Raw genomic sequence first — 25,875 nt, forward strand, 5'->3', positions numbered from 1 at the left:
CCCTCTGGGGTTATCTAAGTTAGGCTCAATACTTGGTAGTTTTCTACGGGTATTTGGTTTAAGTATTGCCGCAAGGATAGATAGCTGTAAGGTGTGTCGCGGAACTAAGAATCCCCGTACTTATAGGACGGGGAGTGTCAATAAGACAGAACCAATGCGAATTCCTCCTTCCCGAAGTCCCTGTTGGGCTTGGGCGATCGCGGCTGCCATAAACTCATCCATAGTCTTGCTATCCTAGAATTCTCCAAATTTCTCGCTAAATAGTACGTCTGTAGAATTTTCTCCGGAGCAGGTTATCGGGATTGGGGAGATGGAGAAAGATGTTCTGAACCGCTATTGCCGATTTCACAAAAGGAACAAAAGGGTGGTGGGGATGTCAACCCCTAGTACATCGGTTCAGTCATCGGTCATCATCATAGTTGCTGTGAATTAACGTGACGCGGAAGTCTCCACCTTCAGTCTGGAGCGGGTTGTATCAAGCCGCAGGTGAGTACCCGCAATGTCTAAGGTGGGGATAGGGAGCAGACCCTCCGAAGGTACGGAGTCAATCAATAATCAATAGGTGTGCTTAGTACACCTATTAGCAATTGCTACATATTCATGTTATCATTATTAGCCTGGTCGCTGACCCTTCTCTTGCGTATGGACATCAGACAGGCTAATTCCGAAGTAGCAGTAATATGCTTGCCGCAGAAACATCGCAGCTAGGGAAAGAACATGACCACTGGTACGTAAGGTTACGCCCTGCGGTAAAAAACTCTCCCAAGCCATGTTGTACGACAAGCAATAACAACCTGCGGGAGGCGGGTTGCTGCCTGTGGACGTTGAGTAAGACCAAACCAAACATGGGTTTGGAGAGGCATCGACGGATGAAGCGGGAAACTCCGAAGACGAATAAGACCGTCATTGCCTAGTTAAGTTGGAAGCCCCAACTTCAGCGAAGCAAGTTGGGGTACTTCACCATCTCATTACCAATGGGAGTCAAAGATTAGGATGAAATACGGAATTGATATCGGACATAACTGCCCTCCAGATACTGGTGCTAGCAATATTGGCAAAGAAGATGATATGACCAAGGCGGTGGGGACGAGAGTGATCTCGAAGCTCAAATCCCTGAATCATCAAGTGGTAGACTGTACACCTAGTCGCGCTTCGAGTGTGAGCAACTCCTTACAACAACGTTGTAATACGGCGAATACCAATCGTGTCGATCGATTTGTATCCATTCATTTCAATGCCTTTAACGGCAAAGCTAAAGGCGCAGAAGTCTTTGCCGTCAGCAATACAGGGAAGGACATGGCTAAGCCTATCTTAGATAATATTGTTGAGCTAGGGTACTTCAATCGCGGGATTAAAGATGGCTCCCATTTGTACGTCCTCCGGAATACAGCAATGCCAGCGATTCTAGTTGAATGCTGTTTCTGCGATAATCAAGAGGACATGGATCGCTACGAAGCCGAAGCCTTGGCAGATGCGATTGTCAAAGGATTAACTGGACAAACCACACCAGTGACGACTACCTTTTCCCAAAAACCAATTGTTGACCTTCAGAAAGCCTTAAATCGGCTTAAGATCAGAAGTCCCAAAGGTACTCCCTTAGTCGAAGATGGTTCCAACGAAGCGGATACTACAGCAGCACTCAAAACCTTTCAGGCGATCGTTGGTGTTACACCCACAGGTATTGCCGATTCTACAACCTGGCAGATCATAAATCAAATTTTAGCCATGCCAGTCCTGCGAGAAAATCATGCCACAGGTTCTGTAGTCAAATATCTGCAACGTCGTATCGGGACGACACCGGATGGAATATATGGTCCGGGGACAGCCGCCGCCGTTGCCCGATTCCAACGGCAACAAGGGATCACGGCTGATGGGATCATCGGTCCCCAAAGTTGGAGCAAATTACTGGCTTAAGAAGTTTTGACCCTTCACGACCTTCAAGGATATGGTTGAAAATTTTTAAGTGAGGGAAGTAGGGGCGGGTTTAACTACTATCGTTTTTTGCTACCCTGATGTGACTAAACCCGCCCCTACATAAGTTAAAGAGTATTGAGTTATTTGACAAATGACGAATGACAAATGATATTTAATGCAAATCGGCTTCCCACACTCCAATATAAATGCGATCGCGCTCATTGCGTTCAATCAACCCTTTCAAGGGAGAACCGTTGCTGCTGCTGGTAAAACGATAGTGATTGGATTGACGCTGATAAACCTGGGTTAGTCCTTGGCGAATCTCTGGTGAGAGATTGCGACTGAGCATTTTATCTAAGGTATCTGCCATGGTTTCTAATCCCACAGATTGGGCAAATGCCGCCTCAGTTTGGCGCAAACGTTTAGTATCGCGGTCAAACAGATAACCGAGACTGACGCGATCGCCAATAAAGTCTTCATAAGTCAATGCCTGGGTATTGTACCATAAACCTTTGGAAAGCTGGGTTGGCTTGCCTAAGGCGGCTTCCACCACTTTTCGAGGCGTTCCTGGGGTAAATCCGGGAATTTTGTCCGATAGAGGTGGTTTAGGGGTGTGGTTTTCGGGCGCAGGTGAGGGTGTCGGTGAGGGTGTCGGTATGGGGGTTGGGGAAGCAACAGGAGACACAGAAGGAGAGGGGAAGGGTAAGACTAAGGGTTCAGAGGCAAACGGCGTGGCGGGATTGGGAGCAGGCAGGAATTCTGGAGATTCTTGGATACGGAATGTGGGATCAGGTGGGGACAGGGGTGTGGGCGATTCTGGACTCACCAGTTTTGGGGAAGGAGTTGGCAGAGGTAAAGGTGTAGTTGTCGCTGTAGTTGAGGGCAAAGGGGTACTTCCAGAAGAGGCGGATACGGACTCTGGGGGTGGCGGTACGCGACTTGAGGGTTCTAGAATACGATTTAAACCCCAACCAATAGCCATAGCACTCAGGAGTAAGCCGCCAGCGATTAAACCGCCGAAGCGCCGAGAGGAGTGTCCCTCGTCTGTTGACAGGGGTTTTCTGCGGATGGGAACGGTTGGCGGAACCGCCGATTTACTGGCAGGGGTTACATGTCTGCTAGAAAGGGATAACGTGGCTGTCGCGATCGTTGTCGGATAGGCACTCAAGGCTTCCAGCATTTCCTTGGCATCCGCAAAGCGATCGCGCGGATGGAAGCGAATCGCCCGATCAATCACGGTGGCTAAATGGGAGCGACAATTTGGTGCATCCCGACGCCATAAAATTTCGCCGGTGCGAGTATCAGTTTCTAGGGTTTGCGGTAATTTGCCCGTGAGCAAAAATACCGCAATTAATCCCAAACTATACAGATCACTAGCATAGCGAGGGCGTCCTGCCGCTTGTTCGGCTGCCATAAACCCAGGGGTGCCAATGACTATCGATGGGGTGGCGTTGGCTTGAGAATGAACAACGGTTTTAATCGCTTCTTTAACAGCACCAAAGTCAATCAGGACAGGTAATCCGTCTCGCTGTCGCACAATGACATTATCCGGTTTAATATCACGGTGAACGATGTGACAACTGTGGACATAATCCAGTACAGGCAACAGACTCAACAAAATTGCCTTGACTTGACTATCATTGAGCTGACCTTCCCGTTCTACAATTTGAGTCAGGGTATCCCCTTCAATCCATTCCTGAACTAAGTAAAATTGTCCAGATTCGGAAAAATAAGCAAATAATCGGGGAATTTGAGAGTTATTTTCACCTAACTCTTCTAAAACCGCTGCTTCCCGCTGAAATCGTTCTTGTGCTTGCTGATAGCTCTGGGGATCATGAGTCATGAATTTAAGCTGCTTAATCACACACTTACGTCCCGAAGGCATGTAAGTATCTTCAGCGAGAAAAGTATTCCCAAACCCACCTGCCCCCAGCGTCTGGAGGATACGATAGCGATTATTGAGCAGCGTTGGCATCATGAGCGATTTAGGCAAGCTGTTTATAAATGATGAATATGAGTTATGATATCAAGTTAAACGGCTGAAAGCCCTGTACAGAATGTTGTTTATCTAATTGATTAAGTCACTTGCGGATTTAATATAACCCCGCTTCTGTTTTTTCTATACGCTAGGACATTACAGAAACAAGAACCGGATCGCATTCTATACCTTGCCGTTAGTGAAACTGTTTTTCAAACCTTGTTTACTGAGGAAGCTGGACAACTCCTGTTAGAGGAACCCGGCTTTCATCTGATTGTGTTTAATCCAACCACGGAGGAAATTGTGCAATGGAAGTCCTAAACCAATGGCGGGAAACCCTAGAGAAAACCCTTCAATACTATGCAGAACTCCCGTATCCTTACTCTGATGTTCAAACCTATGTTGTTGTGAGTCGGGATAGCAACCATTTTTTCTTAATGCACGAAGGTTGGCAAGGCAACAAACGAATTCATGGCATGGTTGTTCATGCCGAAATCCGAGACGGCAAAATCTGGATTCACTACGATGGCATTGAAGGTAGTATTACAGAAGATTTGGTTACCGCAGATATTCCTAAGGAGAATATTGTGCTGGCTTTTCATCCAATCTATGTGCGCGAACACACTGGCTACGCTGTTGCCTAATATGGCTTAGAACAAAAAGAACAGCTTTAGTGGAGCCAATTGTAGGGGCGGGTTTAGCCATTTAATTTTGGCATCTACCGATAACTTTTCAATCAAACCCGCCTTTCGTCACAAAAGAACTTATTTTGTCGCACTAACAACCTGCCTGTTCAATCGATGATACAATTTTCTTCTAAACTATTAAAAACTTATTTTTTTGGATCTTGTTAATTGATTTTTATTTTAAATCCAGTAATCCCTTCTCTTTTAATTTTGGATTAAAGCGAATCTCAGCTTGCACACCACGGGCATTTAATTGTTCTAAAATTTCCGCTTCTACTCGTCGTGCTATTTTCTTTAATAGCTTAATTTGCCCTAATTCTTCACTCTTGTTATAGGTTGCTTTATCCTCATCCGTCATCGTCTTTTTCGCATCAATAGGATTATTCCAAATCCCTTCATCACCACCATTTCCTCGTGGAATTTCTCCATTTTCTTCAATCCAAACTGTGCGGATTGTTTCCAATCGAGTGCGATTGGGGCGCTCAATGGTTGTCACTTTCAACCAATAGCAGGATTGAGGCTGGCGGACTAGATGTTGTTTTAGGCTGACATAAATATCACGAGAATAGTTGACCAGTTGCATGGTTTTGTCCTGGTCAAAAATGGCATAGACGCCGATTTTTCCAGATAACGATTCCGGGAGATTACCTCCCTCGTCCAGATAAGGAATATAGTCTAAGTCAGAGAGAGCAGGAATTTGCGTGTCAGAACTCATCAGCAATAATTAGGCTATTTTTCGATAAATCGCACAGAGGCGGCTGGGATTAAAGATTTTGGCTTTGAACATGAAATTGGGAGGGACATTTATAATTGCATAATCTTCGGATTCGTGATACTGTTCAAACTCCCGTGGCATACCTTTGGGAGTCCCTTCGCTGTAGGGGACAGGTTGAAACAGTAACTCGGTGAATTCCAAATCGTGACAGTGCAGTTGTCCCGCGACTTGCTGGCGGAATGCTTCACCGTTCAGCAAGCTAAATAGATGGTTCTGGGCGTCTGGTTCGAGGACAAAGCTGCCATCAAAATTGTTAACAATTTTTAAGTTAGCCATAGTTTGGCAGAATTGGGAGCAAATTGACGACTGGGATGATTATACCGCACAAGTATAGCTTTCTTAGCCATAGCAGTATGAATGTTCAATACTTTGCTACACAAGGGTTTAGAGTCTCTGAGTAAAGGGTTAAATGATCGAGATCACCCCTTAAAATGATTTCCGGCATGTTTTCACTAGAGAAATATCACTTAAAAAGCCTATTAAAATCAGCTTTTGGTTCTATTAAGCTTACAGTTCATATTGATTTAAATCACACTAGGGATTATATCGGTTTTCTATGATTGCGATTAACAACCGCACTTGGTTAATTCAAACCTGAGCAAGAAGGAGACAAAATGATCGCGAGTGACTACGACTGGAAACTCACTATCATTGAACGGAATTTATCCCACTCGAATTGGATAAATCTTTTACCTGAAGCCCAAGAACGAATTTTAGAAGAAGCTGATGATTTGCTAAACGTTTTACCTTTCCCCCATAAACAACGATTAAAAACTTCTTTAGAACGGATTCGAGATTGCACAAATTTGAAGGAATTGGCTTTAAACTAATATGGCTGGGCGGGTTTCACCACTATCTTGTCGGTGGCAACCCCATGTAACTCGCGCCCGCCCCGACTCAGACGAGTAGGAGAGGATGTTAAGGATGCTCCCGTATCTGTAATGTCCGCAATCGATTTAAGGCAGCTGCTAACTCAAATCGCCGGAATAATACTAAGTCTCCTTCGGGTAAATTGCCCAGCAAATCTAATCCCTGAGATTCAATATCTGCCATCATCCGATTTAGTACTTCCGTAAGTGTATTGCGCCCATTAATATAGTGTCGCTTGGCATAAACAATCGCCTCAGCAATTGCCCGTAATTGCCCTTTCTCCACAATCTGTTCAACGGCGGCTAAATCAATTTCCTCTTTGCCAAAGACAACTTCATCCACATCTCGCACTTTCAGCTTAACGTCTCGTGAACCGCGACTGGGGTCAATGCTTTCGGGTAACGGAATACGCGGCGCAATATCGCCAAACTCTTTTCCGCCTTCGGGAATCCTTTCTGTTTGATACTGTTTCGCGATCGCGCGGGCTTTTTCGGTAACATCGTAGGGCTGGAAGTTATCCATGGCGATAACGGTATCGGCGACATCAAAGTAATCACCACTACCGCCCATGACTAAAATTGTGGATACCCCATAATCGGTGTATAGTTGGCGTATCTTATCGATAAACGGCGTAATCGGTTCCTTATCTTTGGCAATCAATTGCTGCATCCGATGATCGCGAATCATAAAGTTTGTCGCCGCCGTATCCTCATCCACCAGTAATAACTGGGTATTGGCTTCCAACGCTTCAATAATATTCGCCGCCTGGGAGGTACTCCCACTCGCATTGGCGGTGGAAAATTGACGAGTAGACCGACCTTGGGGTAATTGGTTAATAAACGGCGAAATATCTACACTGGCAATACTACGACCATCTTCTGCCCGAATCTTCACCCCTGAGGCTTGAGTCACCACAAATTCCCGTCCATCCCCAGGAATGTGATTATAGACCCCAACCTCTAGCGATCGCAAGACGGTAGATTTGCCATGATAGCCACCCCCGACGATTAAGGTAACGCCGGCGGGAATCCCCATCCCCGTTACCTCACCTCGATTCGGACAATTAAAGGTTTCCCGTAATGTCTCTGGGGATTGGAAAGGTAAAGCATTTTCATCTAACGGGCGATCATCCACACCACTGCGTCGGGGTAGAATCGCATCATCAGCAATAAATGCCACTAAATTCCGTTCGGTTAACTGTTGACGCAGCCAGTCTGCATCTTCAACTGTTTGAACGTGTTGTTTAATCTCTATTGCATCCAGAGACTCGTACTTAAGCGCTTGATCAACAATCTCAGGAATATCATCACACAACATTTCCGCCGCCTGACGCCCAGAGATGCGCCTTCCCCGTGCAGGTAATCCGACGACGAAGCGAACTTCTATGAGTTCATCGTTGACAAATACAGCTGTTCGCTCGATTACCGATTGTCCCACAGACATAATCGCAATCCTCCCACTATTCCCCGTTCCCCGGTGGGAACTGAAGTTTCGCGCCACTAAATCAAACTGGCGTGTCAGGTAATCCCGTAAGGCGATTTCTCGACTACGACTTTGGTAAAGGGTTCTGGGAAACTCCGCTACAGCTTGAGACAGTTGCACTCGGACATGACTAGGACTGGCAAAGGGATCACCTTGGACGCGATCGATAATTAAGGTGAAATCAGAAAAGTGATAACGTCCTTTGATATCCTTGTAAGCTTTGTAGCTCTTGTCGTCAAGTTGGAGTAGAAGTTGGCGTAGTTTCTCGCGATTACTCATAATGTAGCAATAAGTTGGGTAATAGCTGTTTTCAGACTACTACCCAACCTTAGCGTCTCGTGGTTTAGCTGCATTGAGTTGACGTTCTCCGGTGGGAGTTAGAGCCATTGGCGATATACAGGGAACATGGCAATAGGCTTCGGTTAAGGAGAGCAAAGGGGGTCAATCTGTAGGGGCGGGTTTTACCCATAACATTGTGGCACATAACCGATAACTTGACTAAACCCGCCCACCCGGTTATTGAGGCAGATTTTACTGAGGGCGATTGCTCCAATTTCCTCTGTAAATTCGCCCATCAGTATAAGTCAGGACACCCACACCTCCAGGCTGACCATTCTCTAACTCTCCAGTATAACTTTTATAGGTGTCGCCTTGGGGATAGGTGCAAGTGCCGCGACCAGTAAAGGTACTATTGTAGAAGTTACCTCGACAAACGATACCATTAGCGTGTCGTAGTGTACCATTGCCTTTAGCCTGACCTAACATAAACTGTCCGTCGTACCTTTGCCCATCAGCAAAAATGAACGTTCCACTACCGTGGTACTGACCGTTGAGAATGCCTCCTGAATAACGATCCCCGCTAGCAAATCTGAATGTTCCAGTTCCGTTGGCTACACCCTGAGTTAACTCCCCGGTATAGCGATCGCCATTCTCAAATATAAAGGTTCCTCTGCCGTGGGGAAGACCGTTGTTGAATTGTCCTTCATAGTGGTCATTGTTGTTATACACGAAGAGTCCCTGACCTGATGGTAAACCGTTGCGAATGTCTCCTTCGTAATAGTTGTAAGGGTTACCTTGAGAGTCTCTCTCATAAACGCATAACCCTCTACCATTAAGTCCCTGGAAGTTTCCTTGGCATAAAGTACCATCCTGAAGCGTGATTAATTCTGCCAATGATGGCGGCGAATAACTCAAGTTAATGGCGAAACTGGCACTAGATGCCATCAGTAGGGTTAGTCCTAGTCGTTTTAAAGGCAGTTGCTTTAACATAAGTTACCTCGATGAATGACCCTTTCACTGGTTACTCTGGAAATGTGCCTGCCTTCTATGAACTAGGACAAAAAACTTTACAAAAGAGCGATAAAATCAGCGTTTGGGCTGATGTTCCCCCCGAAAACTAGACAAAAAGTTGAACCCCTACCTGTAGGGGTACGACATGTCGTACCCCTACAAATCGCAGGATCTGTATATACTTCCTAATAAAGTGGATTCGAGTTGTTAATTTTGACTATAAGTCGCCTCTAAACCATGCATCGTCAAAACGAGGAACCTGGTTGTTTAAGAAACGCCACTTCTTCCGGTGTGCTTTCTCGACCCAGAATCGGGTTACGATGGGGGAAACGCCCAAAGCGTTCAATCACCTTCAGATGACGATAGGCGTAATCAATGGTACTGGCGCTGTCTGGATCATTTTTCAGCGTGGAGAATAATTCAACACACTGACGCTGGTGTGCTAAGTTTTCACTATGTTCATAGGGCATATAAACAAACCAGCGTTGCACAGGGATCAATGTTTGGTCAAACCCTTGTGATACCGCATGTTGGGCGGCGGCTAAGGCTTGAGAGTCAGTGGCAAAGGCTTGGGGTTGACCGCGAAACATATTGCGGGGAAACTGATCCAGCAGTAGAATCAGCGCCAGACAAGTATAAGGGGATTCCTGCCAATGGTTGAGTTGACCCGCCGCCGCTTGTTGATAATCGTCCAAAAAGCGCGATCGCACCTCTTCGTCAAAGGCGGGATTTTTGGTAAACCAAGCCTGACGAGGCTTCCGATAAGCTGGATCATCGGGCGTTCCAAACCAAAATGCTAAAATTTCGTCATTTGTCATTTAAAGATAGTAGCAAGTTGCAATGAAAGACTTTTTGCAAAATATTAGCCGTTACCCCCGTTACCTGATTAGTATAACCTTGGGCATCTTCTTTGCCCTATTTGAGCGCTTTAAGCCGGTATTGAGTAATCCCGTGAGTGCGATCGCGCTGGTGGGTTTGGTGGTGGGGACGTTTTTATTCCTGGCTTTCACCCTGCGTGCCATGCTAGGACTCAACCCAGTTTAGCGGGTCAGTATGTCACACTAGAAATCGTTGGTCTCCAACTGCCCATACTCATAGTAAAGGGGGCGTTATGGCTACAAATCGCCGTGTGTCTAGGGTTTCCTCGCTGATTCAGCAGGAAGTCAGTCAAATGTTGTTACACGATATCAAAGATGACCGTGTCGGTGCTGGGATGGTCAGCGTTACGGATGTCGATGTTTCGGGTGACTTGCAACATGCCAAAATTTATGTCTCAATCTATGGCACCGAAGAGGCAAAATCGGAAACGATGGCGGGTTTACAATCAGCTACGGGTTTTGTCCGTCGCGAATTAGGTCGGCGGGTGCGCTTGCGTCGTACCCCAGAGGTCGTCTTTATTGAAGACCAAGGCTTGGAACGCGGTGATCGCATGTTGACACTGCTGAATCAACTCTCACAAGAACGTCATAGTAAGGAACTCGATGATCAGGTTCCTGAGGCAGAAGAAAACGAGTGAATTCCTTACCCGATATCGAGTCTCTCTCCTTGGCACAACAGGTGGCACAGATGGTTGTGGTGCGCTCATCTGGCTACCTGTTTGACCACCAAATTCAGTACCCGGCTTGGGAACCTCCCGCCGCTAGGTTGCAGCATTGGATACAGGATTTGGGGGTGGGAGGCGTGATTTTACTGGGTGCGAGTGCTGGGGAACTAGCGCTGCGATCGCAACAATTACAAAGGTATGCCCAAATCCCCTTGTTGATTGCCGCCGATATTGAAGAAGGGGTCGGTCAACGCTTTGCTGGGGCGACTTGGTTTGCGCCACCGATGGCAATAGGGGCGATTGCCCGTCAGGATTTGCAAAAAGCCCAAAATTATGCTAAACAAAAGGGCGCAATTACTGCCCAAGAAGCCTTAGCGATTGGGATTAACTGGATTCTTGCGCCTGTTGTAGATGTTAATAATAACCCCCAAAACCCGGTAATTAATGTGCGGGCTTATGGTGAGACGCCGGAAATCGTGAGTCAATTGGCTTGTCAGTTTATCCGAGGGACGCAAGATTATCCGGTGTTAACCACGGCGAAACATTTCCCCGGTCATGGGGATACCGCGATCGATTCCCATTTAGATTTACCGATCTTATCCCATTCGCGATCGCGACTGGCACAGGTGGAGTTTCCCCCGTTTCAAGCGGCTATGGCGGCGGGTGTGGATGCGGTGATGACGGCTCATCTGTTGATCCCTAGCTTGGATGCTCACTATCCTGCGACGTTATCACAAAAAGTTTTAACCCAAGTTCTGCGCCAAGAGTTGGGGTTTGAGGGGTTGATTGTCACCGATGCCTTAATTATGGGTGCGATCACTAATCGCTATGGCGCAACGGAAGCCCCTGTAAAAGCGGTTGAAGCTGGGGCTGATATTTTACTCATGCCCGTTAACCCAGAAACCGCCATTCAAGCCGTCTGTGATGCTGTAGCGGCAGGACGGATTTCGCGCGATCGCATTCTGGCATCTGTGGAACGGATTTGGCAGGCGAAGGCGAAGATCAGCCGGGGGACACAGGTGTCAGGGAACCGAATTGATCAAGCTCAACCCTTATCGTTTCTGGCTCATCTGGCTCAACCGACTGCCATTGATACGGTTACTAATATCCTCCGTGATTCTCAACAAGTTGGCGGTTCCCTACCCCTGCGCTCAAAACCGCTCCAGAATAGTCGCCAGGGGCGCAACCTGATCATTGTGGATGATATTTTAACCTGTAATGTTTTGGGGCGAAATGCTCCAGCCGTTACCCTACCCCAACAGTTTGGCTACCAATTGCAATGGGTGGATTGCCATACGCCAGCGATGCCGAGGGATCACAATGAGCTCCCGATTCCGACGCTGCTACAGCTTTTCATTCGTGGAAATCCGTTTCGGAGTACAGCTTCTTTAACTGCTGTGGCTGCGGATTGGCTACAGCGATTATTAACGGATCAAGTCTTAGAGGCATTGGTGATTTACGGTAGTCCATACACCTTAGAGCAGTTCTTACCTGACCTCCCCGCCCAGACGCCTTATGTTTACTCCTACGGACAGATGCCAGAGGCGCAGGCGATCGCACTTGAGGTATTATTTGATCAGATTGAATCTGATTATAGCTTAACAGAGTTTATTTAAGTTTTATTAATTAAATTGCCATAATCGAGAGAGGGATCTCAGAGGCAGCCCCAGTATCAACTGCCAATTTAACGGTGTAGCAAGGGTTTCAGCTTTTAGTCGCTAGCGACTAAAAGCTGAAACAATTTGTATCTTTGGTATTTTTTATTCATAACTCGAAGATCTTTGTAACTTTCTATACGGAACGAGATACCTTTTCAGGCTAGCCAAATTCGTATATAGTTAGAACGTAGCTTAGTTTTTAGTCAGGATGGTATCTATGAGCCCGATGAGTCTTCAAACTGCTCCCTCTACTCCCTCTATTCGATACTCCATTGATGTGATTCAAGAAGAAGCACGTCAACTCGTGGAAAAAGGAGTGGTCAGCCGTCAACAGCCCATCTACGTTCTTTGTCAGTACATTCCAGCTCGCGAGTGGGTATGTATCGAATGCGAACTAGAACAGTGTGATTTCTTGCTTAGAGACCGGATTGGTGATTTAATTGGTTCCGAAGAATGGGAAAACGATTAAATAGCCTTATTTGAGAGGGATTGTGGCTCGGCGCTTATATGAGTTGTACAAATTTACTCCGTCAAGTGTCGTTATCGGTTCGTTGTTATTGGTCATTGGTGAATTGGCGAGTCAGAAACAAGTGCCGATTTATATTGGGAAACCCTGTCGGCTTTAGGCTTAAGCCATAGCTCTCGCTCCTGATACAACCCTAAAAAAAAGGATGCAGCTTAGCAAAGCACCAATGTAATTGCATATTAAAATTTGGATAACCTGAAATACTGTAGGAGCCGCTCGTAAATGTCTACCCACAACTACCCAAAACTAAGCATTTTGGGTAGGTGGGGTGAGCGTGCAGACTCAGCCGTAAAAAAGAGTAACCTACCATCTGGCAAGGTTGGCTACGCTTCCTTTGGTCATGACACCCAAGAATGAACGCTAGTTTTTGGCACTGTCGGAACTATCAACGAAAGGCGAGACATCGAACAGAAGCCCTCTGATACTCCATAACAAGCCTGAGAAGCATTGTCGAAGCTAACATTACTTTACGAAGGACTGGTCAAACCGACCAAACAAATCATGTCAAACTATGTTTTTTTGATTGATGCCAATAAAACACCGATGAATCCAATTCATCCAGCACAGGCAAGGAAATTGATGGAAGCTGGCAAGGCGGCGGTGTTTCGTCGTTATCCATTCACATTGATCATGAATCGAGTGGTAGAAAACATCATTACCTATCCACTCACACTCAAGATTGACCCAGGCTCCAAAACGAGCGGAATTTCACTGGTGAACAACCGGGATGAAGTTGTCTGGGGCATGGAGCTTGAACACCGAGGGCAACAGATTAAAGATGCTCTTTTAACACGCAGAACGGTTCGCCGGGGACGAAGAGGGCGCAATACTCGTTACCGTCAAGCTCGTTTTCTGAACCGCTTGCGCTCAAAGGGGTGGTTAGCACCTAGTTTGATGCACCGTGTTTTGACAATTGAAACTTGGGTGAAAAGGCTTTGCCAATTTGCACCCATCGCTGAAATCAGACAGGAATTAGTCCGATTTGATATGCAGCAGATGGAGAACCCAGAAATCTCAGGAGTCCAATACCAGCAAGGGACTCTCTTTGGTTTCGAGGTACGAGAGTATCTTCTCGAAAAATGGGGACGCAAGTGTACTTACTGCTCAAAAAAAGGCGTTCCATTGCAAGTCGAACATATCATTTCACGCGCCAAGGGCGGTTCTGACCGTGTTTCTAACCTGTGTCTTGCCTGTGAAAAGTGCAACCAAAAGAAAGGGACTTCATACCTGAAAGACTTTCTCAAAGGTAAACCCGAACTAGAGAACCGCATTCTCAAACTTGCCAAAGCACCGTTGAAAGATGCTGCTGCGGTTAACGTAACGCGCTCGAAGTTATTCGAGACGCTCAAGGCAATGGAACTACCCGTGACGACCGGGACAGGTGGACAAACCAAATATAACCGCACTCGGTTAGGACTCGATAAAGCGCATTGGTTAGATGCTGCTTGTGTTGGTGTCACCGAAATGCTCAAAGTTTTGACCAATAAGATTCTGCAAGTCAAAGCAACGGGGCAGGGTGGGCGGCAACGATGCCAAACCGATAGACTAGGTTATCCGCACAAGTATCGCCCATTGCGTCCGATTCATGGCTTCTGTACTGGCGACATCGTGAAAACGATCATCCCAAAAGGTGTGAACACAGGAACTTATGTTGCTCGACTTTGCCCATACAGCAACGGTAGAGGTGAGATCTATCCGACAACTGGTAAAAAACGGATTGGCATCAAACTCGAATATGTCGAAAAACCAATTCATCGAAAGGATGGCTACAGCTATGGGTGAAAAGTACCCAAACGGGAATAAATGTCTAGATGTGTCCAGAATTAACAAACAGCTTCTAGGCGCAAATATAGCGAAGCTGACACCAGCCGCAAAGTAGCGATTGAAATGCTTATCAGATAAAGGTTTCAAGCTTTTGTTACTCCTCCGATTGGTTCTCCGAACGCAACCAGCAATTCGTCAGCTATGGCAGAGTATAGTCACCACTGTCCGTTCTAGTTAGTCCCAATGCAATGAAGCTACAAACCCGGTCGATTTAGTACAGAGTTACTAATTGCTACAATATTAACTCAAATGCCGACTTTAGGGCGAAAGTAGGGAAAAGAACCCTTTTGTTGATTGATTTTTCAGGGGGTCTGAGTATGACTCATTCTTCTACTCAACAATCGAAAGTTGGTAAAAATTCCAATCCACCTCGCCCTTCACCAAACTCCCGCAAGTATGCTGAAGTGAGAGTGCGGGAATACCTGCTGCCAAGAGAAGTTGAGTCCATGCGAGACGCACTTTCAAAAGCAGGAGGTCGCCACGCTCATCGAGACTCAACGTTAATTTTGTTAATGTACCGTCACGGACTACGGGTGGCAGAAGCCGTGGCACTACGATGGGAACAGATAGACTGGAGTAGTGGTAATCTCCACGTCAAACGGGTCAAGCAAGGTACGCCCTCCACCCAACCTCTCTACGGTGCGGAACTGCGCTCCCTACGTAAGCTGCAACGAGACTATCCAGCTTCTCCCTATGTTTTCCAGTCAGCTCGTCATGGTCCACTAGCTAAAGATACAGTCAGTGGAATTATTGAGCGAGCTGGAGAGCTAGCTCTTCTACCATTTCCCGTCCACGCCCATATGTTGCGTCATGCCTGTGGCTATGCCCTAGCCTTAAGAGGAACTGATACCCGCACTATCCAAGGCTATCTAGGACACAACAACATTCAGCACACAGTCCACTATACTGAGCTGGCTCCAGAACGATTCAGGGGATTGTGGGATGAGTAATATAAGTCCTGAAAGTGAGTGAGGGAAAATAACCCACGCGACTCCGGTTCAAGTCAAAGACGTTCCGAGCATTAATTAAATCAGCTATCTCCCCACTGGGGTCAGTTTTGTCGTAGAACTAGAATTCTGTCACCGTGAGGGGAAGTCTACATGAAACGCCAGTGGGAGCCAGAAGAATTAATAGAGCATTTCACGCTCGTTGAGGAAGAAAGGGTACTGCTAGCAAATAAAACAGGAGCCAGTCGGCTGGGTTTTGCCGTCTTACTCAAGTGTTTTAGCCTTGAAGCTCGGTTCCCGACTAAAAAGCAAGAAATTCCCAAGTCAGTCGTATCCTATATTGCCACACAGGTAGAAGTCCCACCCCCCCAGTGGCGTCAGTATAAGTGGACTGGACGCACCATTGAATATCATCGCGCCCAAATCCGTGTCTTTTTTGGATTTCGAGAAGCCACAGTCGCGGATTTCCACGCTTTGAGTGAGTGGCTGCTCGATAAAGTGCTAATTTATGACCGCAACGAACAGCATTTAGAAGCAGCCGTTTATCAACGACTGCGAGAATTAAAAATTGAACCTCCAACACCTGAACGAATTGAACGGTTAATTCGTTCAGCACTGCATACCTACGAACAAAATTTTTGTGCGGCGATTTCTTCTCAGCTTTCAACAGAAACTTTAGCTCGAATTGACGCCCTTGTGAGTACAGAGAAGGCACTAGAAGAACAAACCGTACCTCAGCCATCTGACTTCAATAATTTGAAAGCTGACCCAGGTCGCGTCGGTCTTGATAGCCTACTCAAAGAGATTGACAAGTTACAAACCATTCGGCAACTAGAATTACCAGAAAACTTATTCGCTAACATCTCCCCCAAGATTCTGCATCATTACCGACAACGTGCTTCCACTGAACCCCCAAGGGAGTTACGTCGCCATCCCGACCCGATTCGTTACACGCTTGTATCAGTTTTCTGTTGGCTCAGGAGTCAAGAGATTACAGACAGTTTAGTTGAATTACTGATTCAAATCGTGCATCGAATTAGCATCCGGGCTGAACGAAAGGTCGAGAAGGAACTGATTGCGGATTTCAAGCGAGTCAGTGGAAAAAATAATATCCTGTTTCGCATGGCAACCGCCTCGTTAGACCATCCAGAAGAATGCGTTAAGGATGTCATTTATCCCGTAGTCAGCCCGTCTACCTTGCAGAACTTGGTAAAAGAATTCAAATCTAGCGGCCCCACCTATCGAGAGCGAGTTTATACGGTCATGCGAGCTTCCTACCTGCACCATTACCGTCGAATGGTGCCGCCAATTCTCAATGTCTTGGAGTTTCGGTCGAATAACAAACTCTATCAACCTGTCATCGGAGCCTTGGAATTAATTAACAAATATACGGGTAGTACTCAACATTACTACTCCCAAGAAGATGAAGTCCTGATTGATGGGGTGCTAAAAAATACTTGGCGTGACATTGTTGTTGAAGTAGATGCGGATGGAGCTGAAAGAATTAACCGCGTCAATTATGAAATTAGCGTGCTTCAGGCATTGAGAGACCAACTGCGTTCCAAGGAAATTTGGGTAGTTGGTGCTAAACGTTATGGAAATCCAGAAGAAGACCTCCCAAAAGACTTTGAGGCACAGCGAAAGGTTTACTATCAAGCCCTGTCTCAACCCACCGATGGGGAAGCTTTCATTGCCAGCTTACAGCAAAAGATGACAAAAGCCTTAGAGGAGTTAGACCTCCAGTTGTCCAAAAATTCCCAAGTAAAGATTCTCACAAAAGACAATGGCTGGATTTTAGTGTCTCCTCTAGAAGCTCAACCAGAACCGTTAAATTTACAACGGCTCAAAACGGAGTTGATTTCTCGCTGGCCTATGACCAGTTTATTAGATGTTCTCAAAGAAACAGATTTACGAGTAGGGTTTACAGAGCAGTTTCACAGCGTCTCGTCTCGCGAGACTTTGGAGAGAAAGACCTTACAAAGGCGACTGTTGCTCTGTTTATTTGGTTTAGGAACTAACACCGGACTCAAACGAATTAGTACCGGAGGAACCGGAGAAAATTACCATGACCTGCTCTATATCAAACGACGTTATATCCACAAAGAGAACTTACGGAATGCAATTGGAATGGTTGTGAATGCCATTTTTCAGATGAGAGCGCCGCATATTTGGGGTGAAGGAACGACCGCTTGCGCTTCTGATTCCAAGAAATTTGGCTCTTGGGATCAAAATCTGATGACTGAGTGGCACATTCGCTATGGGGGACGGGGAGTGATGATTTACTGGCACGTTGAGAAGAAATCTGCCTGCATCTATTCCCAGTTGAAAACTTGTTCTTCTAGTGAAGTGGCAGCCATGATTGAGGGATTGTTACGCCACTGCACAGATATGAAGGTAGAGAAGAATTATGTTGATACTCATGGTCAAAGTGAAGTGGCTTTCGCCTTCTGCCACCTGTTGGGCTTTCAGTTATTGCCTCGCCTCAAACGCATTCACAAACAAAAATTGTATCGACCAATAACTGGTCAAAGCAGCGCCTATTCTAATTTACAACCTGTGCTATCGAGACCCATTAATTGGGATTTGATTCGCCAGCAGTACGACCAGATGATTAAGTATGCCACCGCTTTGAGACTAGGAACGGCGGAGACTGAGGTAATTCTTAAACGATTTAATCGTTCTAACCTTATACATCCTACTTACCAAGCACTCGCTGAGTTGGGGAAGGCAGTGAAGACCATTTTTCTCTGTGAATATTTACAAAAAGAGGAACTACGTCAAGAGATTCATGAAGGACTGAATGTGGTGGAACAATGGAATAGTGCTAATAGTTTTATTTTTTATGGGAAAAATAGTGAAATCGCCACGAATCGATTGGAAGACCAAGAGATAGCTGTATTGTCATTGCATTTGTTGCAAATTTGCTTAGTGTATATCAACACCTTGATGATGCAACAGATTCTGTCAGAGAAGCAGTGGTTGAAGCTGATGCAAAAAGATGATTTTCGCGCTCTGACACCGCTAACTTGGGGACACATCAACCCTTACGGGACTTTCCGCTTGGATATGGATGAGCGGCTGTTGATTGACCAAGAGGTTTCTTGAAAACTGTAGGCAGTCGGCAAGAAATAAATGCTCAAGCCTTTGCCACGCAAGGCTTTGAATAGCTACTTTGCGGCTCGTGTCAGCTTCGCTATATTTGCGCCTTCTAACCCCAATAAATTAGGGGGAGCAGGGGGAGCAATGATACATTTTCCCTGATAGCGGTGCAAGGGTATGAAAGGGGCTCACTTTCACTACTATCGTTTTTTGCCCACTCTAATGTCACTAAACCCGCCCTGTCTAAATGATTTAAAACTCTATACTCTGCAAACTAGAGACGCCACCAATATCCGTCAGATTGTATTGCAGGGGCGTAATCGCAATATAGTTTTCCTTAACGGCTTGAACATCAGTAGCTAAATCGGGGGGAAGATGGGAATGGGGGGGTTGTTCTATATCTTCAATCACTTCACCCGCTAACCAATAATAGGTTTTCCCCCGTGGATCAACTCGTTTCTCAAAGGTGTCGAAATAGCGACGAATTCCTTGGCGGGTAACCTTCACCCCAGCAATTTCCGCCATACTCACGGGCGGTACATTGACATTAAGTAACATGACTTTGGCGAGGGGTGCGCCAGAGAGTCGCTCAACCAGGCTTTTGGCGAACGTGGCTGCAACATGAAACTCCTTGGAAGTGTAGCTAGTTAGACTAAAGGCAATGCTGGGAATTCCTTCTAGAACCCCTTCCATGGCGGCGGAAACCGTGCCAGAGTAAAGGATATCGGTACCCAAGTTAGAACCGTGATTAATCCCAGATAGGACAAAATCGGGTGGACGATCAATTAATGCTCCCAGTGCTAGCTTTACACAGTCTGAGGGAGTTCCGGAACAAGACCAAGCTTTAACCGCCGAGTGAAAAATCGTATCAACTGCTTCGGCGCGAATGGGATCATGGAGGGTTAAACCATGACCCGTTGCCGATCGCTCTCGATCTGGACAAACGACGGTAACATCATGACCCGCTTGTGCCAGTGTATCAGCTAGGGTGCGAATCCCCAAGGCAAAAATTCCGTCATCGTTGCTGATCAGCAATTTCATCAAATTCAGTGTGACTCCTGACTACTTATTCATTGAACGAACTATCCCCTTGTACTTCCAGCAATTCTTCCCAAGAACAACCAAATGTTTTCTTTATTCTGCATTCTGCACACAGTATAGTGCTACCTGTAGGGGCCCGGCAATGCCGGGCCCCTACTAGATGTGGCTCAGACGGGGGTAATTAACCCGGATTTAGTATCACTTATGGTACAGCAGAAGCCCCACCAAAAAACCGATAATTAATCCTGACGTATGACCTGTAAAACTTACGTGAGGAATTGATAGGTCAAAGACGACTTGAAAGGCAATAATAAATAAAATAAACCGTAAACGACGAGAGGCTAAACGCGATTTTTCGCGCCGCCAACCCTGAAGTAAAATAGCCGCCGTTGCGCCCACAATTCCCATCACTGATCCGGATGCCCCAACCACAAATTGCGCCTCAGAGTATCCAAAATGAGTGGCTAGAGATACCACAAACATTGAACCTATACCACTAATCAAGTAGAGCAGCAAATATCGCCACCCAGAGAGGGCATATTCGACAAAGGGTCCAAGGATATACAGACCCAGCATATTCATTAATAGATGCGGAAATCCAAAGTGCAAAAATGTTGAGGTTAATAACCGCCACCAAGCACCATCGAGAACTTCCTGTGGCACTAATGCTCCGAGAGCATATAAAACCTGCTGATTTTCACTTCCGCCCAAGTGAATTTCAAATCCAAACACGATTAGGTTTAATCCAATAATTCCCCAAGTCGTATACGCTCTAGAACCCAGAAACCGTTCTCTAGAACCGTATCGGATCTGATGTTGGAGATTGAGTGTCAGTTGTGCTAAAATCTGCCGAGAATGTTGAGTTAAAACAGCATCAGGGTTGACAGGTGATTGGGATAAACGAGCTTGGATAGCATGGCGATATAGTCCAGTATGGCGGTTAGAAATAGCCAACAGTTGCTGACGCGCCCCCTCTACCTCTCCCGCCGCCCAATCCGTCGTAGCTAACCAGAATCGGCGAATGTAATTTGGATAAAATGCTAAGGGTCCAGTGAGCAATTGTGCGACTTGGGCTTTTTGACCGCAAAAGGCAAAGGCAAATAAATAAGCTTGACTTTGATTGATGCCGCGATCGCTCCGTTCTAAGATAGGTTCAAACCGTTCGATTTGTGCGAGCAAGCCATTTATGTCCCCCATTTCTGCCAACGCTCGCAGGTAGTACAGGATCAAACTGGAATCATGTTGCAGGGCACTCTGTGATACGTTGGTTTCAATCCACTCCCGCAACTCTTGCCAACGCGCCTCCATTTTGTAGAGGGTGGCGATGGTGTGTCGCACCAGAGGACGATTGGTGGTTTTGTAGCGATTGATAATTGCCGTGGCTTCAGTTGTTGAACCTTGCTTCAATTGTTCCAGGGTGTCCAATAATTCAGAAAATTGACGCCAATTCTGGGCGGGGTGCAGCCAACACAGGAGTTTACCCAGTCGGCTAGCTGCACCAAAGCGTTCCTGATATGCCAATTGATTCATGAGTCTAAACCCCAGAATCGGCATTAAAATCAACAATCCCCATAACCCCCCGCCAATCCAGCCTGCATTCTCTGGAGTGATGACATACAAGATAGCAGTTGTGGCTAACACCAAACCGGAAACAATCATCCAGCTATGGATGTAGGGGGCTGAATCTGAAATCCTAGCACGACGCATTCCGACGATAATGTTCAGAATGCAAGAGGTGCAGACAATCCAGAGGAGTAACTGATTAATATCCATTTCTGGCGATTTGCGATCGGGTGGGGAAGAGTAGGCGAAGTCCACCTTTTCAACGATAACTCGATCCAAGACGCGATCGCGGTTCTGAGTAGTTCTGAGTAGGTTCTGAGTAGGGTGGGCAAGAGTTATCAACCTAGAACTATTTATACTCTCGTTTGTTGCTCTTGCCCACCTCACGGTAATTTGGGGTTGATTAATATCATGTCCGGTCAAACACCCCTAATAAAAATTTCTCCGTGTCTCCGCGTCTCCCCGTCTCCGCGTCTGTCCTAATCATGGGTAATCGTTAGGACATGATATAACTGTTATGTAGAGACGTTGCATGCAACGTCTCTACCACAGGAAAGGAAAATCCTAATCGATGTGTCTACTGCTATACCTAAACATGGACAGCCAATAAAAATCCGCCCTACCAACTGGGTGGTTAACGACGGTAAAATTAATTTCAGCTACTGAATGATTAGATTGTGTGTGTAGCCTAGATATTCAGCTTAGGCTTTCTTGCCAAAGTGCCGCTTCAGCATTGCACCAACGCTTAAGGAACCGATGGCGAGTAACCCTGTTACTGTACCGGGTTCAGGTACAGTTTGAGAGAATTCTTGTTTCAGTCCAGTAAAGGTTGCTTTTTCTAGAACCTTAGTTTTATCGTCTACGCCGAGAAGCTGAATATCCTTTAATACTCGTAGCTTCTTCACTGGATATATCAAGTCTGCCCAGTCTTCTGTTCCAATATCAGTTGTTGATGAGAGGTTATCAACGGCTAAAACCCCCTTATCAAGCAGGGATAAACCAGTATCAATATCGGTGACTTTTTCTCCAATCATTATAGTTCCGTTATCTAATGGCCTGTCCAATACAACGCCTAAGTGGACATCTGTAATTTGCTTGTCTGGATCTAAAACATGTACATCAAATCCCAATAATAGATCATATCCCCAGCCCGGATCAGCTCGCCAAAAGTCGTTGAAAGTCAGTCCTGGACCGCTCTTAGGAGAAAGGGAATTCTTACTTCCTGAAACCGTAATATCGGCAGGATTGAGTGGACCAATTGGGCGAGCAACCGCAGGTAAATTTTTAATCTCATCACAGGTTCGGGGATCTGCAGGCGTACCGGGAGCCTGACAAGCTACCTGAAAGAAAAAATTATGGAAGATTTTATCGTCAACCTGGAAAGCATTGTCATTACTTGTACCATCCGGGTTAAAGAAATTATCTAAGCTAACTGGTGTAGTGAATATTGTTGCTCCTGGCGCGAGTTCAAACGCCCCAGCAGGACTCGCCACAACACCCAAAGCAGCGGTAGCGCTAACGGCGCAGGCAACGGCGAATGCACTTTGACGGTTCATACTATGTATCTCCAAATTTCGGTAATGTTGACATAAGTTAATAAAGTGAGTTAGTATGAGCCTAGATAAAATTACAGAATCTTAATGAAACAGGCGGTCAAAGATAGGGTTTGATTACCTCGATACCAGCAAATGTTGGTATAAGTGGCTTCCCTGAATGGGGTCAAGCACCATTTCAGCTTTCGCCTTCTATCTTGAGATAGCTACTAACTCCTTTCTTGTTTGTAACTTTATCGCTAATTTATTCTTTTGAAAAGAGTTTTACTCTATCTTTACTGAATCTTCATAGAAAAAGCTTTTAGCTTCATTAACGCTTCACAAATAACCTGTTCATATAGGTATATATATCTATAAATAAAGTAATGGTATTGTCCCAACGTAGGGATTCAGGTATCTGATCAAATGCGCCTGATTCAATCAAATCTTTATCACTATTTATGTATTATATGATACCTTTTGGTATTTTAACCTGAATCTGACGGTTCACGGCATTTTGGGAGTGGAGTCTGGGTATGGGGTGTAGGGTGTGAGGTTGAATGTAAACATCTATGTCGAAACAATAGGATAGATTTGATGGTTGGATAGGATGTCCGGCAAATCCTATCATGTCCTGACGATTACCCATAATTGCCATGCTGTAAACGCCATCATTACAGGGGTTTTTATTCAGGGGTGTTTAACCGGACATGATATCACCCATAATCAAAATGTAAGGGCTTGGTAACCAAGCCCCTACTGCCCATTTCCCCATCACCGTAATTATGGCTATTCAACCGGACATGATATGATGGGCGCACGCCGTGCGCCCCTACAATTCTCATCCACCCATTAAGATGTGCCACGCGAGGAGGGTGGATATTGCTAACCTTACACGTAGATAGGGTTGAATGTAAACATCTATGTCGAAACAATAGATTAAGTTATAACTGTTGGCAAACCCCATAGACAATTAACGATGACTCAACCGCAACTCGCTCCCTACGGTTCCTGGAACTCTCCCATCGCCGCCGAACTGATTGTGGCGGGTACGATTGGCTTGGGAAGTATCGCCCTCGATGGTACGGATACCTACTGGATAGAAGCACGACCCATGGAAGCAGGACGTAATGTGATTGTACGCCGTCAGGTGAATGGCGCGATCGCAGATATTACCCCCTCGGCTTTTAATGTGCGTACTCGCGTTCACGAATATGGGGGTGGTGCTTACGCCGTCAAGGATGGCATTATTTATTTTGCTAATTATAAAGATCAGCGCCTTTACCAGCACACAAGTGATGCAGAACCCCAACCCATCACCCCAGAGTCAGCAGGAACTCTCCGCTATGCTGATATAGTGATTGATTCCCAGGGACAACGACTGATTTGTGTGCGCGAAGATCACAGCAGTGAAGGTGCAGAACCCGTTAACACGTTAGTCAGTATTCCTTTAAATAATAGTGACGCTATCCAAATTATCGCTACAAGAAATGACTTCTACGCCTCACCCCGCTTAAGTCCTGATGGTTCTCACTTAGCCTGGTTGAGTTGGAATCATCCCAATATGCCATGGGATGGGACACAATTGTGGGTGGCGCCGATTCAAGCAGATGGATTATTAGGTGAAGCCAAATGTATTGCAGGTGGAGTGGAGGAGTCAATCTTTCAACCGGAATGGTCACCCGATGGCACATTATACTTCGTTTGTGATCGGACAGGGTGGTGGAATCTTTATCGCTGGAATCAGAACCAGGTAGAATGCCTTTGGGAAATGGAGGCTGAGTTTGGTCTTCCTCAATGGGTGTTTGGTATGTCTACTTATGGCATCTCATCGCGCGATCGCCTAATCTGTGCTTATACTGTACAAGGTCGATGGCGCTTAGGGAGTATCGATCTACAGACGAAACAATTAAACCCGATTGAAACCCCTTATACCAGTATTTCATCGGTGCAAGTGACAGAAAATCGTGTCGTCTTTATTGGCGGTTCTGCAACCGAACCCACCGCCGTGGTACAAATGGACGTAGCCAACCAACAGATAGAGGTTCTGCGTCAATCGACAACATTAGACATAGATAAAGGATATCTCTCCATCCCCGAGGCGATCGCATTTCCCACCGAAAACGGTCAAACGGCTTACGGCTTCTTCTATCCCCCGCAAAATAAAGACTATCAAGCGCCCGAAACCGAGAAACCTCCCCTGATTGTCAAAAGTCATGGTGGACCAACTGCATCTACATCCAGTACCTTTAATCTAAAAATCCAATATTGGACGAGTCGCGGCTTTGCCTTCTTAGATGTTAACTATGGTGGAAGTACAGGGTATGGACGCGAATACCGCCAACGCCTCCAGAATCAATGGGGAATAGTCGATGTCGATGACTGCGCCAATGGTGCAAAGTACCTCGCTGAACAAGGATTCGTCGATGGAGAACGTTTAGCGATCGCAGGGGGTAGCGCTGGCGGTTATACTACATTAGCCGCCCTTACCTTCCGGGATATCTTTAAAGCCGGGGCGAGTTATTACGGCGTCAGCGACTTAGAAACCTTAGCCACCGACACCCACAAATTTGAATCTCGTTACCTGGATGGATTAATTGGTGCCTATCCAGAACGCCAAGACTTATACAAAGCGCGATCGCCTATTCATTTTACCGACCAACTGTCCTGTCCGGTGATTTTCTTCCAAGGGTTAGAAGATAAAGTGGTTCCACCCAACCAAGCCGAGACGATGGTAGAGGCGTTAAAAGCCAAGGGATTACCCGTGGCGTATGTCACCTACCCCGAAGAACAGCATGGATTCCGACGGGCGGAGAATATTAAGCGCACCTTAGAAGCCGAGTTATACTTTTATTCGCGGATATTCGGTTTTGAGTTAGCCCAACCCATTGAACCCGTCGATATCGAAAATTTTTAACCCATAGTTTACAGGGAAATCTAAATGTCGGGGCGGGTTTAGGAACTCAATTAACGGGGAAATTAATACCATCTCATCCCAAACCCGCCCTTCACCAGGATTGCATCTGTGTTTAATGTCGGGGCGGGTTTAGGAACTCAATTAACGGGGAAATTAATACCATCTCATCCAAAACCCGCCCTTCCCCAGGATTGCATCTGTGTTTAATGTCGGGGCGGGTTTAGGAACTC

The 25,875-nt window shown here is 46.1% G+C and carries 23 protein-coding genes and 1 pseudogene; 14 read left to right on the forward strand and 10 right to left on the reverse strand.

What is annotated here, in order from left to right; all coding sequences use genetic code 11:
- Positions 1–138 precede the first annotated feature (138 nt).
- Positions 139–222 (reverse strand): annotated as a pseudogene (locus RLO19_RS04535) (nucleoside deaminase); the annotation flags it as partial.
- 771 nt (positions 223–993) lie between these two features.
- On the opposite strand from RLO19_RS04535, the gene RLO19_RS04540 reads away from it, so the two are divergent.
- Positions 994–1,914 (forward strand): N-acetylmuramoyl-L-alanine amidase, encoded by a 921-nt coding sequence (locus RLO19_RS04540; protein WP_446354227.1) that lies wholly within the window; start codon positions 994–996, stop codon positions 1,912–1,914.
- Positions 1,915–2,086: 172 nt separating this feature from the next.
- On the opposite strand, the gene RLO19_RS04545 is transcribed toward RLO19_RS04540, so the two are convergent.
- Positions 2,087–3,892: a protein kinase domain-containing protein gene (locus tag RLO19_RS04545; RefSeq protein WP_446354229.1), complete on the reverse strand. Its 1,806-nt coding sequence runs from the start codon at positions 3,890–3,892 to the stop codon at positions 2,087–2,089.
- 132 nt (positions 3,893–4,024) lie between these two features.
- On the opposite strand from RLO19_RS04545, the gene RLO19_RS04550 reads away from it, so the two are divergent.
- Together RLO19_RS04550 and RLO19_RS04555 are read left to right on the forward strand one after the other, a co-directional pair.
- Positions 4,025–4,213 (forward strand): element excision factor XisH family protein, encoded by a 189-nt coding sequence (locus RLO19_RS04550; RefSeq protein WP_446354267.1) that lies wholly within the window; start codon positions 4,025–4,027, stop codon positions 4,211–4,213.
- On the forward strand, positions 4,201–4,536 hold the full coding sequence (locus RLO19_RS04555; protein ID WP_446354231.1) for an element excision factor XisI family protein: 336 nt from the start codon (positions 4,201–4,203) through the stop codon (positions 4,534–4,536). The genes RLO19_RS04550 and RLO19_RS04555 overlap by 13 nt, the downstream gene beginning before the upstream one ends.
- Before the next feature lie 217 nt (positions 4,537–4,753).
- Here the strand turns inward: RLO19_RS04555 and RLO19_RS04560 are convergent, their stop codons facing one another.
- Together RLO19_RS04560 and RLO19_RS04565 are read right to left on the reverse strand one after the other, a co-directional pair.
- Complete coding sequence (locus tag RLO19_RS04560; protein ID WP_446354233.1) at positions 4,754–5,293, reverse strand: GIY-YIG nuclease family protein; 540 nt, start codon at positions 5,291–5,293, stop codon at positions 4,754–4,756.
- 9 nt (positions 5,294–5,302) lie between these two features.
- The gene (locus RLO19_RS04565; protein WP_446354235.1) at positions 5,303–5,629 is read right to left on the reverse strand and encodes a hypothetical protein; all 327 of its coding nucleotides are present in this window, start codon (positions 5,627–5,629) and stop codon (positions 5,303–5,305) included.
- Positions 5,630–5,967: 338 nt separating this feature from the next.
- On the opposite strand from RLO19_RS04565, the gene RLO19_RS04570 reads away from it, so the two are divergent.
- Entirely contained in the window at positions 5,968–6,183 is a 216-nt protein-coding gene (locus RLO19_RS04570) for a hypothetical protein (RefSeq protein ID WP_446354237.1), read from the forward strand.
- Between the two features lie 88 nt (positions 6,184–6,271).
- Here the strand turns inward: RLO19_RS04570 and RLO19_RS04575 are convergent, their stop codons facing one another.
- The 3 genes from RLO19_RS04575 to RLO19_RS04585 all read right to left on the reverse strand — a co-directional run bounded on the left by RLO19_RS04575 (position 6,272) and on the right by RLO19_RS04585 (position 9,813).
- Positions 6,272–7,984 carry an ABC-ATPase domain-containing protein gene (locus RLO19_RS04575; protein ID WP_446354239.1) on the reverse strand — a complete coding sequence of 571 codons (1,713 nt, stop codon included), beginning with the start codon at positions 7,982–7,984 and terminating at the stop codon, positions 6,272–6,274.
- A gap of 252 nt (positions 7,985–8,236) precedes the next feature.
- Entirely contained in the window at positions 8,237–8,974 is a 738-nt protein-coding gene (locus RLO19_RS04580; RefSeq protein ID WP_446354241.1) for an MORN repeat-containing protein, read from the reverse strand.
- Between the two features lie 266 nt (positions 8,975–9,240).
- Positions 9,241–9,813, reverse strand: a complete 573-nt coding sequence (locus RLO19_RS04585; RefSeq protein ID WP_446354243.1) for a DUF924 family protein — start codon at positions 9,811–9,813, stop codon at positions 9,241–9,243.
- 22 nt (positions 9,814–9,835) lie between these two features.
- Here RLO19_RS04585 and RLO19_RS04590 point away from each other — a divergent pair, with 22 nt between their 5' ends.
- From RLO19_RS04590 to RLO19_RS04625, 8 genes are all read left to right on the forward strand, one after another.
- Positions 9,836–10,039 (forward strand): DUF751 domain-containing protein, encoded by a 204-nt coding sequence (locus RLO19_RS04590; protein ID WP_446335533.1) that lies wholly within the window; start codon positions 9,836–9,838, stop codon positions 10,037–10,039.
- A gap of 67 nt (positions 10,040–10,106) precedes the next feature.
- Entirely contained in the window at positions 10,107–10,511 is a 405-nt protein-coding gene (gene rbfA / locus RLO19_RS04595; RefSeq protein WP_446354245.1) for a 30S ribosome-binding factor RbfA, read from the forward strand.
- Positions 10,508–12,154, forward strand: a complete 1,647-nt coding sequence (locus tag RLO19_RS04600; protein WP_446354247.1) for a glycoside hydrolase family 3 N-terminal domain-containing protein — start codon at positions 10,508–10,510, stop codon at positions 12,152–12,154. The genes rbfA and RLO19_RS04600 overlap by 4 nt, the downstream gene beginning before the upstream one ends.
- Positions 12,155–12,422: 268 nt before the next feature.
- Positions 12,423–12,665, forward strand: coding sequence for a DUF4327 family protein (locus tag RLO19_RS04605; protein WP_446335530.1), 243 nt, complete (start codon positions 12,423–12,425; stop codon positions 12,663–12,665).
- 22 nt (positions 12,666–12,687) lie between these two features.
- Complete coding sequence (locus RLO19_RS04610) at positions 12,688–12,822, forward strand: hypothetical protein (RefSeq protein ID WP_446354249.1); 135 nt, start codon at positions 12,688–12,690, stop codon at positions 12,820–12,822.
- Between the two features lie 401 nt (positions 12,823–13,223).
- Positions 13,224–14,504, forward strand: a complete 1,281-nt coding sequence (gene iscB, locus RLO19_RS04615; protein WP_446354251.1) for an RNA-guided endonuclease IscB — start codon at positions 13,224–13,226, stop codon at positions 14,502–14,504.
- Positions 14,505–14,863: 359 nt separating this feature from the next.
- Positions 14,864–15,496: a tyrosine-type recombinase/integrase gene (locus RLO19_RS04620; RefSeq protein WP_446354253.1), complete on the forward strand. Its 633-nt coding sequence runs from the start codon at positions 14,864–14,866 to the stop codon at positions 15,494–15,496.
- A 150-nt stretch (positions 15,497–15,646) separates the two neighbouring features.
- A complete protein-coding gene (locus tag RLO19_RS04625) occupies positions 15,647–18,598 on the forward strand; it encodes a Tn3 family transposase (protein WP_446354255.1) in 2,952 nt (983 codons plus the stop codon).
- Between the two features lie 246 nt (positions 18,599–18,844).
- Here RLO19_RS04625 and surE read toward each other — a convergent pair whose 3' ends face one another.
- The 3 genes from surE to RLO19_RS04640 all read right to left on the reverse strand — a co-directional run bounded on the left by surE (position 18,845) and on the right by RLO19_RS04640 (position 22,752).
- Positions 18,845–19,633 carry a 5'/3'-nucleotidase SurE gene (surE, locus tag RLO19_RS04630; protein WP_446354257.1) on the reverse strand — a complete coding sequence of 263 codons (789 nt, stop codon included), beginning with the start codon at positions 19,631–19,633 and terminating at the stop codon, positions 18,845–18,847.
- Between the two features lie 198 nt (positions 19,634–19,831).
- The gene (locus RLO19_RS04635; RefSeq protein ID WP_446354259.1) at positions 19,832–21,538 is read right to left on the reverse strand and encodes a rhomboid family intramembrane serine protease; all 1,707 of its coding nucleotides are present in this window, start codon (positions 21,536–21,538) and stop codon (positions 19,832–19,834) included.
- A 359-nt stretch (positions 21,539–21,897) separates the two neighbouring features.
- The gene (locus tag RLO19_RS04640; protein ID WP_446354261.1) at positions 21,898–22,752 is read right to left on the reverse strand and encodes a hypothetical protein; all 855 of its coding nucleotides are present in this window, start codon (positions 22,750–22,752) and stop codon (positions 21,898–21,900) included.
- Between the two features lie 586 nt (positions 22,753–23,338).
- Between RLO19_RS04640 and RLO19_RS04645 the strand changes: the two genes are divergently transcribed.
- Both RLO19_RS04645 and RLO19_RS04650 read left to right on the forward strand, forming a co-directional pair.
- A complete protein-coding gene (locus tag RLO19_RS04645; protein ID WP_446354263.1) occupies positions 23,339–23,476 on the forward strand; it encodes a hypothetical protein in 138 nt (45 codons plus the stop codon).
- A 231-nt stretch (positions 23,477–23,707) separates the two neighbouring features.
- Entirely contained in the window at positions 23,708–25,645 is a 1,938-nt protein-coding gene (locus tag RLO19_RS04650; RefSeq protein ID WP_446354265.1) for a S9 family peptidase, read from the forward strand.
- Positions 25,646–25,875 lie beyond the last annotated feature (230 nt).

This window comes from Coleofasciculus sp. G2-EDA-02 (genome assembly GCF_040226375.1).
Lineage (GTDB): Bacteria > Cyanobacteriota > Cyanobacteriia > Cyanobacteriales > Coleofasciculaceae > Coleofasciculus.

Bases quoted from the DNA above. Each gene is read 5' to 3' on its own strand.
- RLO19_RS04570 (WP_446354237.1), top strand. From the start codon at position 5,968: ATGATCGCGAGTGACTACGACTGGAAACTCACTATCATTGAACGGAAT.
- rbfA (WP_446354245.1), top strand. From the start codon at position 10,107: ATGGCTACAAATCGCCGTGTGTCTAGGGTTTCCTCGCTGATTCAGCAG.
- RLO19_RS04640 (WP_446354261.1), bottom strand. From the start codon at position 22,752: ATGAACCGTCAAAGTGCATTCGCCGTTGCCTGCGCCGTTAGCGCTACC.
- surE (WP_446354257.1), bottom strand. From the start codon at position 19,633: ATGAAATTGCTGATCAGCAACGATGACGGAATTTTTGCCTTGGGGATT.
- RLO19_RS04620 (WP_446354253.1), top strand. From the start codon at position 14,864: ATGACTCATTCTTCTACTCAACAATCGAAAGTTGGTAAAAATTCCAAT.
- iscB (WP_446354251.1), top strand. From the start codon at position 13,224: ATGTCAAACTATGTTTTTTTGATTGATGCCAATAAAACACCGATGAAT.
- RLO19_RS04590 (WP_446335533.1), top strand. From the start codon at position 9,836: ATGAAAGACTTTTTGCAAAATATTAGCCGTTACCCCCGTTACCTGATT.
- RLO19_RS04545 (WP_446354229.1), bottom strand. From the start codon at position 3,892: ATGATGCCAACGCTGCTCAATAATCGCTATCGTATCCTCCAGACGCTG.
- RLO19_RS04650 (WP_446354265.1), top strand. From the start codon at position 23,708: ATGACTCAACCGCAACTCGCTCCCTACGGTTCCTGGAACTCTCCCATC.
- RLO19_RS04565 (WP_446354235.1), bottom strand. From the start codon at position 5,629: ATGGCTAACTTAAAAATTGTTAACAATTTTGATGGCAGCTTTGTCCTC.
- RLO19_RS04575 (WP_446354239.1), bottom strand. From the start codon at position 7,984: ATGAGTAATCGCGAGAAACTACGCCAACTTCTACTCCAACTTGACGAC.
- RLO19_RS04605 (WP_446335530.1), top strand. From the start codon at position 12,423: ATGAGTCTTCAAACTGCTCCCTCTACTCCCTCTATTCGATACTCCATT.
- RLO19_RS04555 (WP_446354231.1), top strand. From the start codon at position 4,201: ATGGAAGTCCTAAACCAATGGCGGGAAACCCTAGAGAAAACCCTTCAA.
- RLO19_RS04580 (WP_446354241.1), bottom strand. From the start codon at position 8,974: ATGTTAAAGCAACTGCCTTTAAAACGACTAGGACTAACCCTACTGATG.
- RLO19_RS04585 (WP_446354243.1), bottom strand. From the start codon at position 9,813: ATGACAAATGACGAAATTTTAGCATTTTGGTTTGGAACGCCCGATGAT.
- RLO19_RS04540 (WP_446354227.1), top strand. From the start codon at position 994: ATGAAATACGGAATTGATATCGGACATAACTGCCCTCCAGATACTGGT.
- RLO19_RS04645 (WP_446354263.1), top strand. From the start codon at position 23,339: ATGTCCGGCAAATCCTATCATGTCCTGACGATTACCCATAATTGCCAT.
- RLO19_RS04560 (WP_446354233.1), bottom strand. From the start codon at position 5,293: ATGAGTTCTGACACGCAAATTCCTGCTCTCTCTGACTTAGACTATATT.
- RLO19_RS04625 (WP_446354255.1), top strand. From the start codon at position 15,647: ATGAAACGCCAGTGGGAGCCAGAAGAATTAATAGAGCATTTCACGCTC.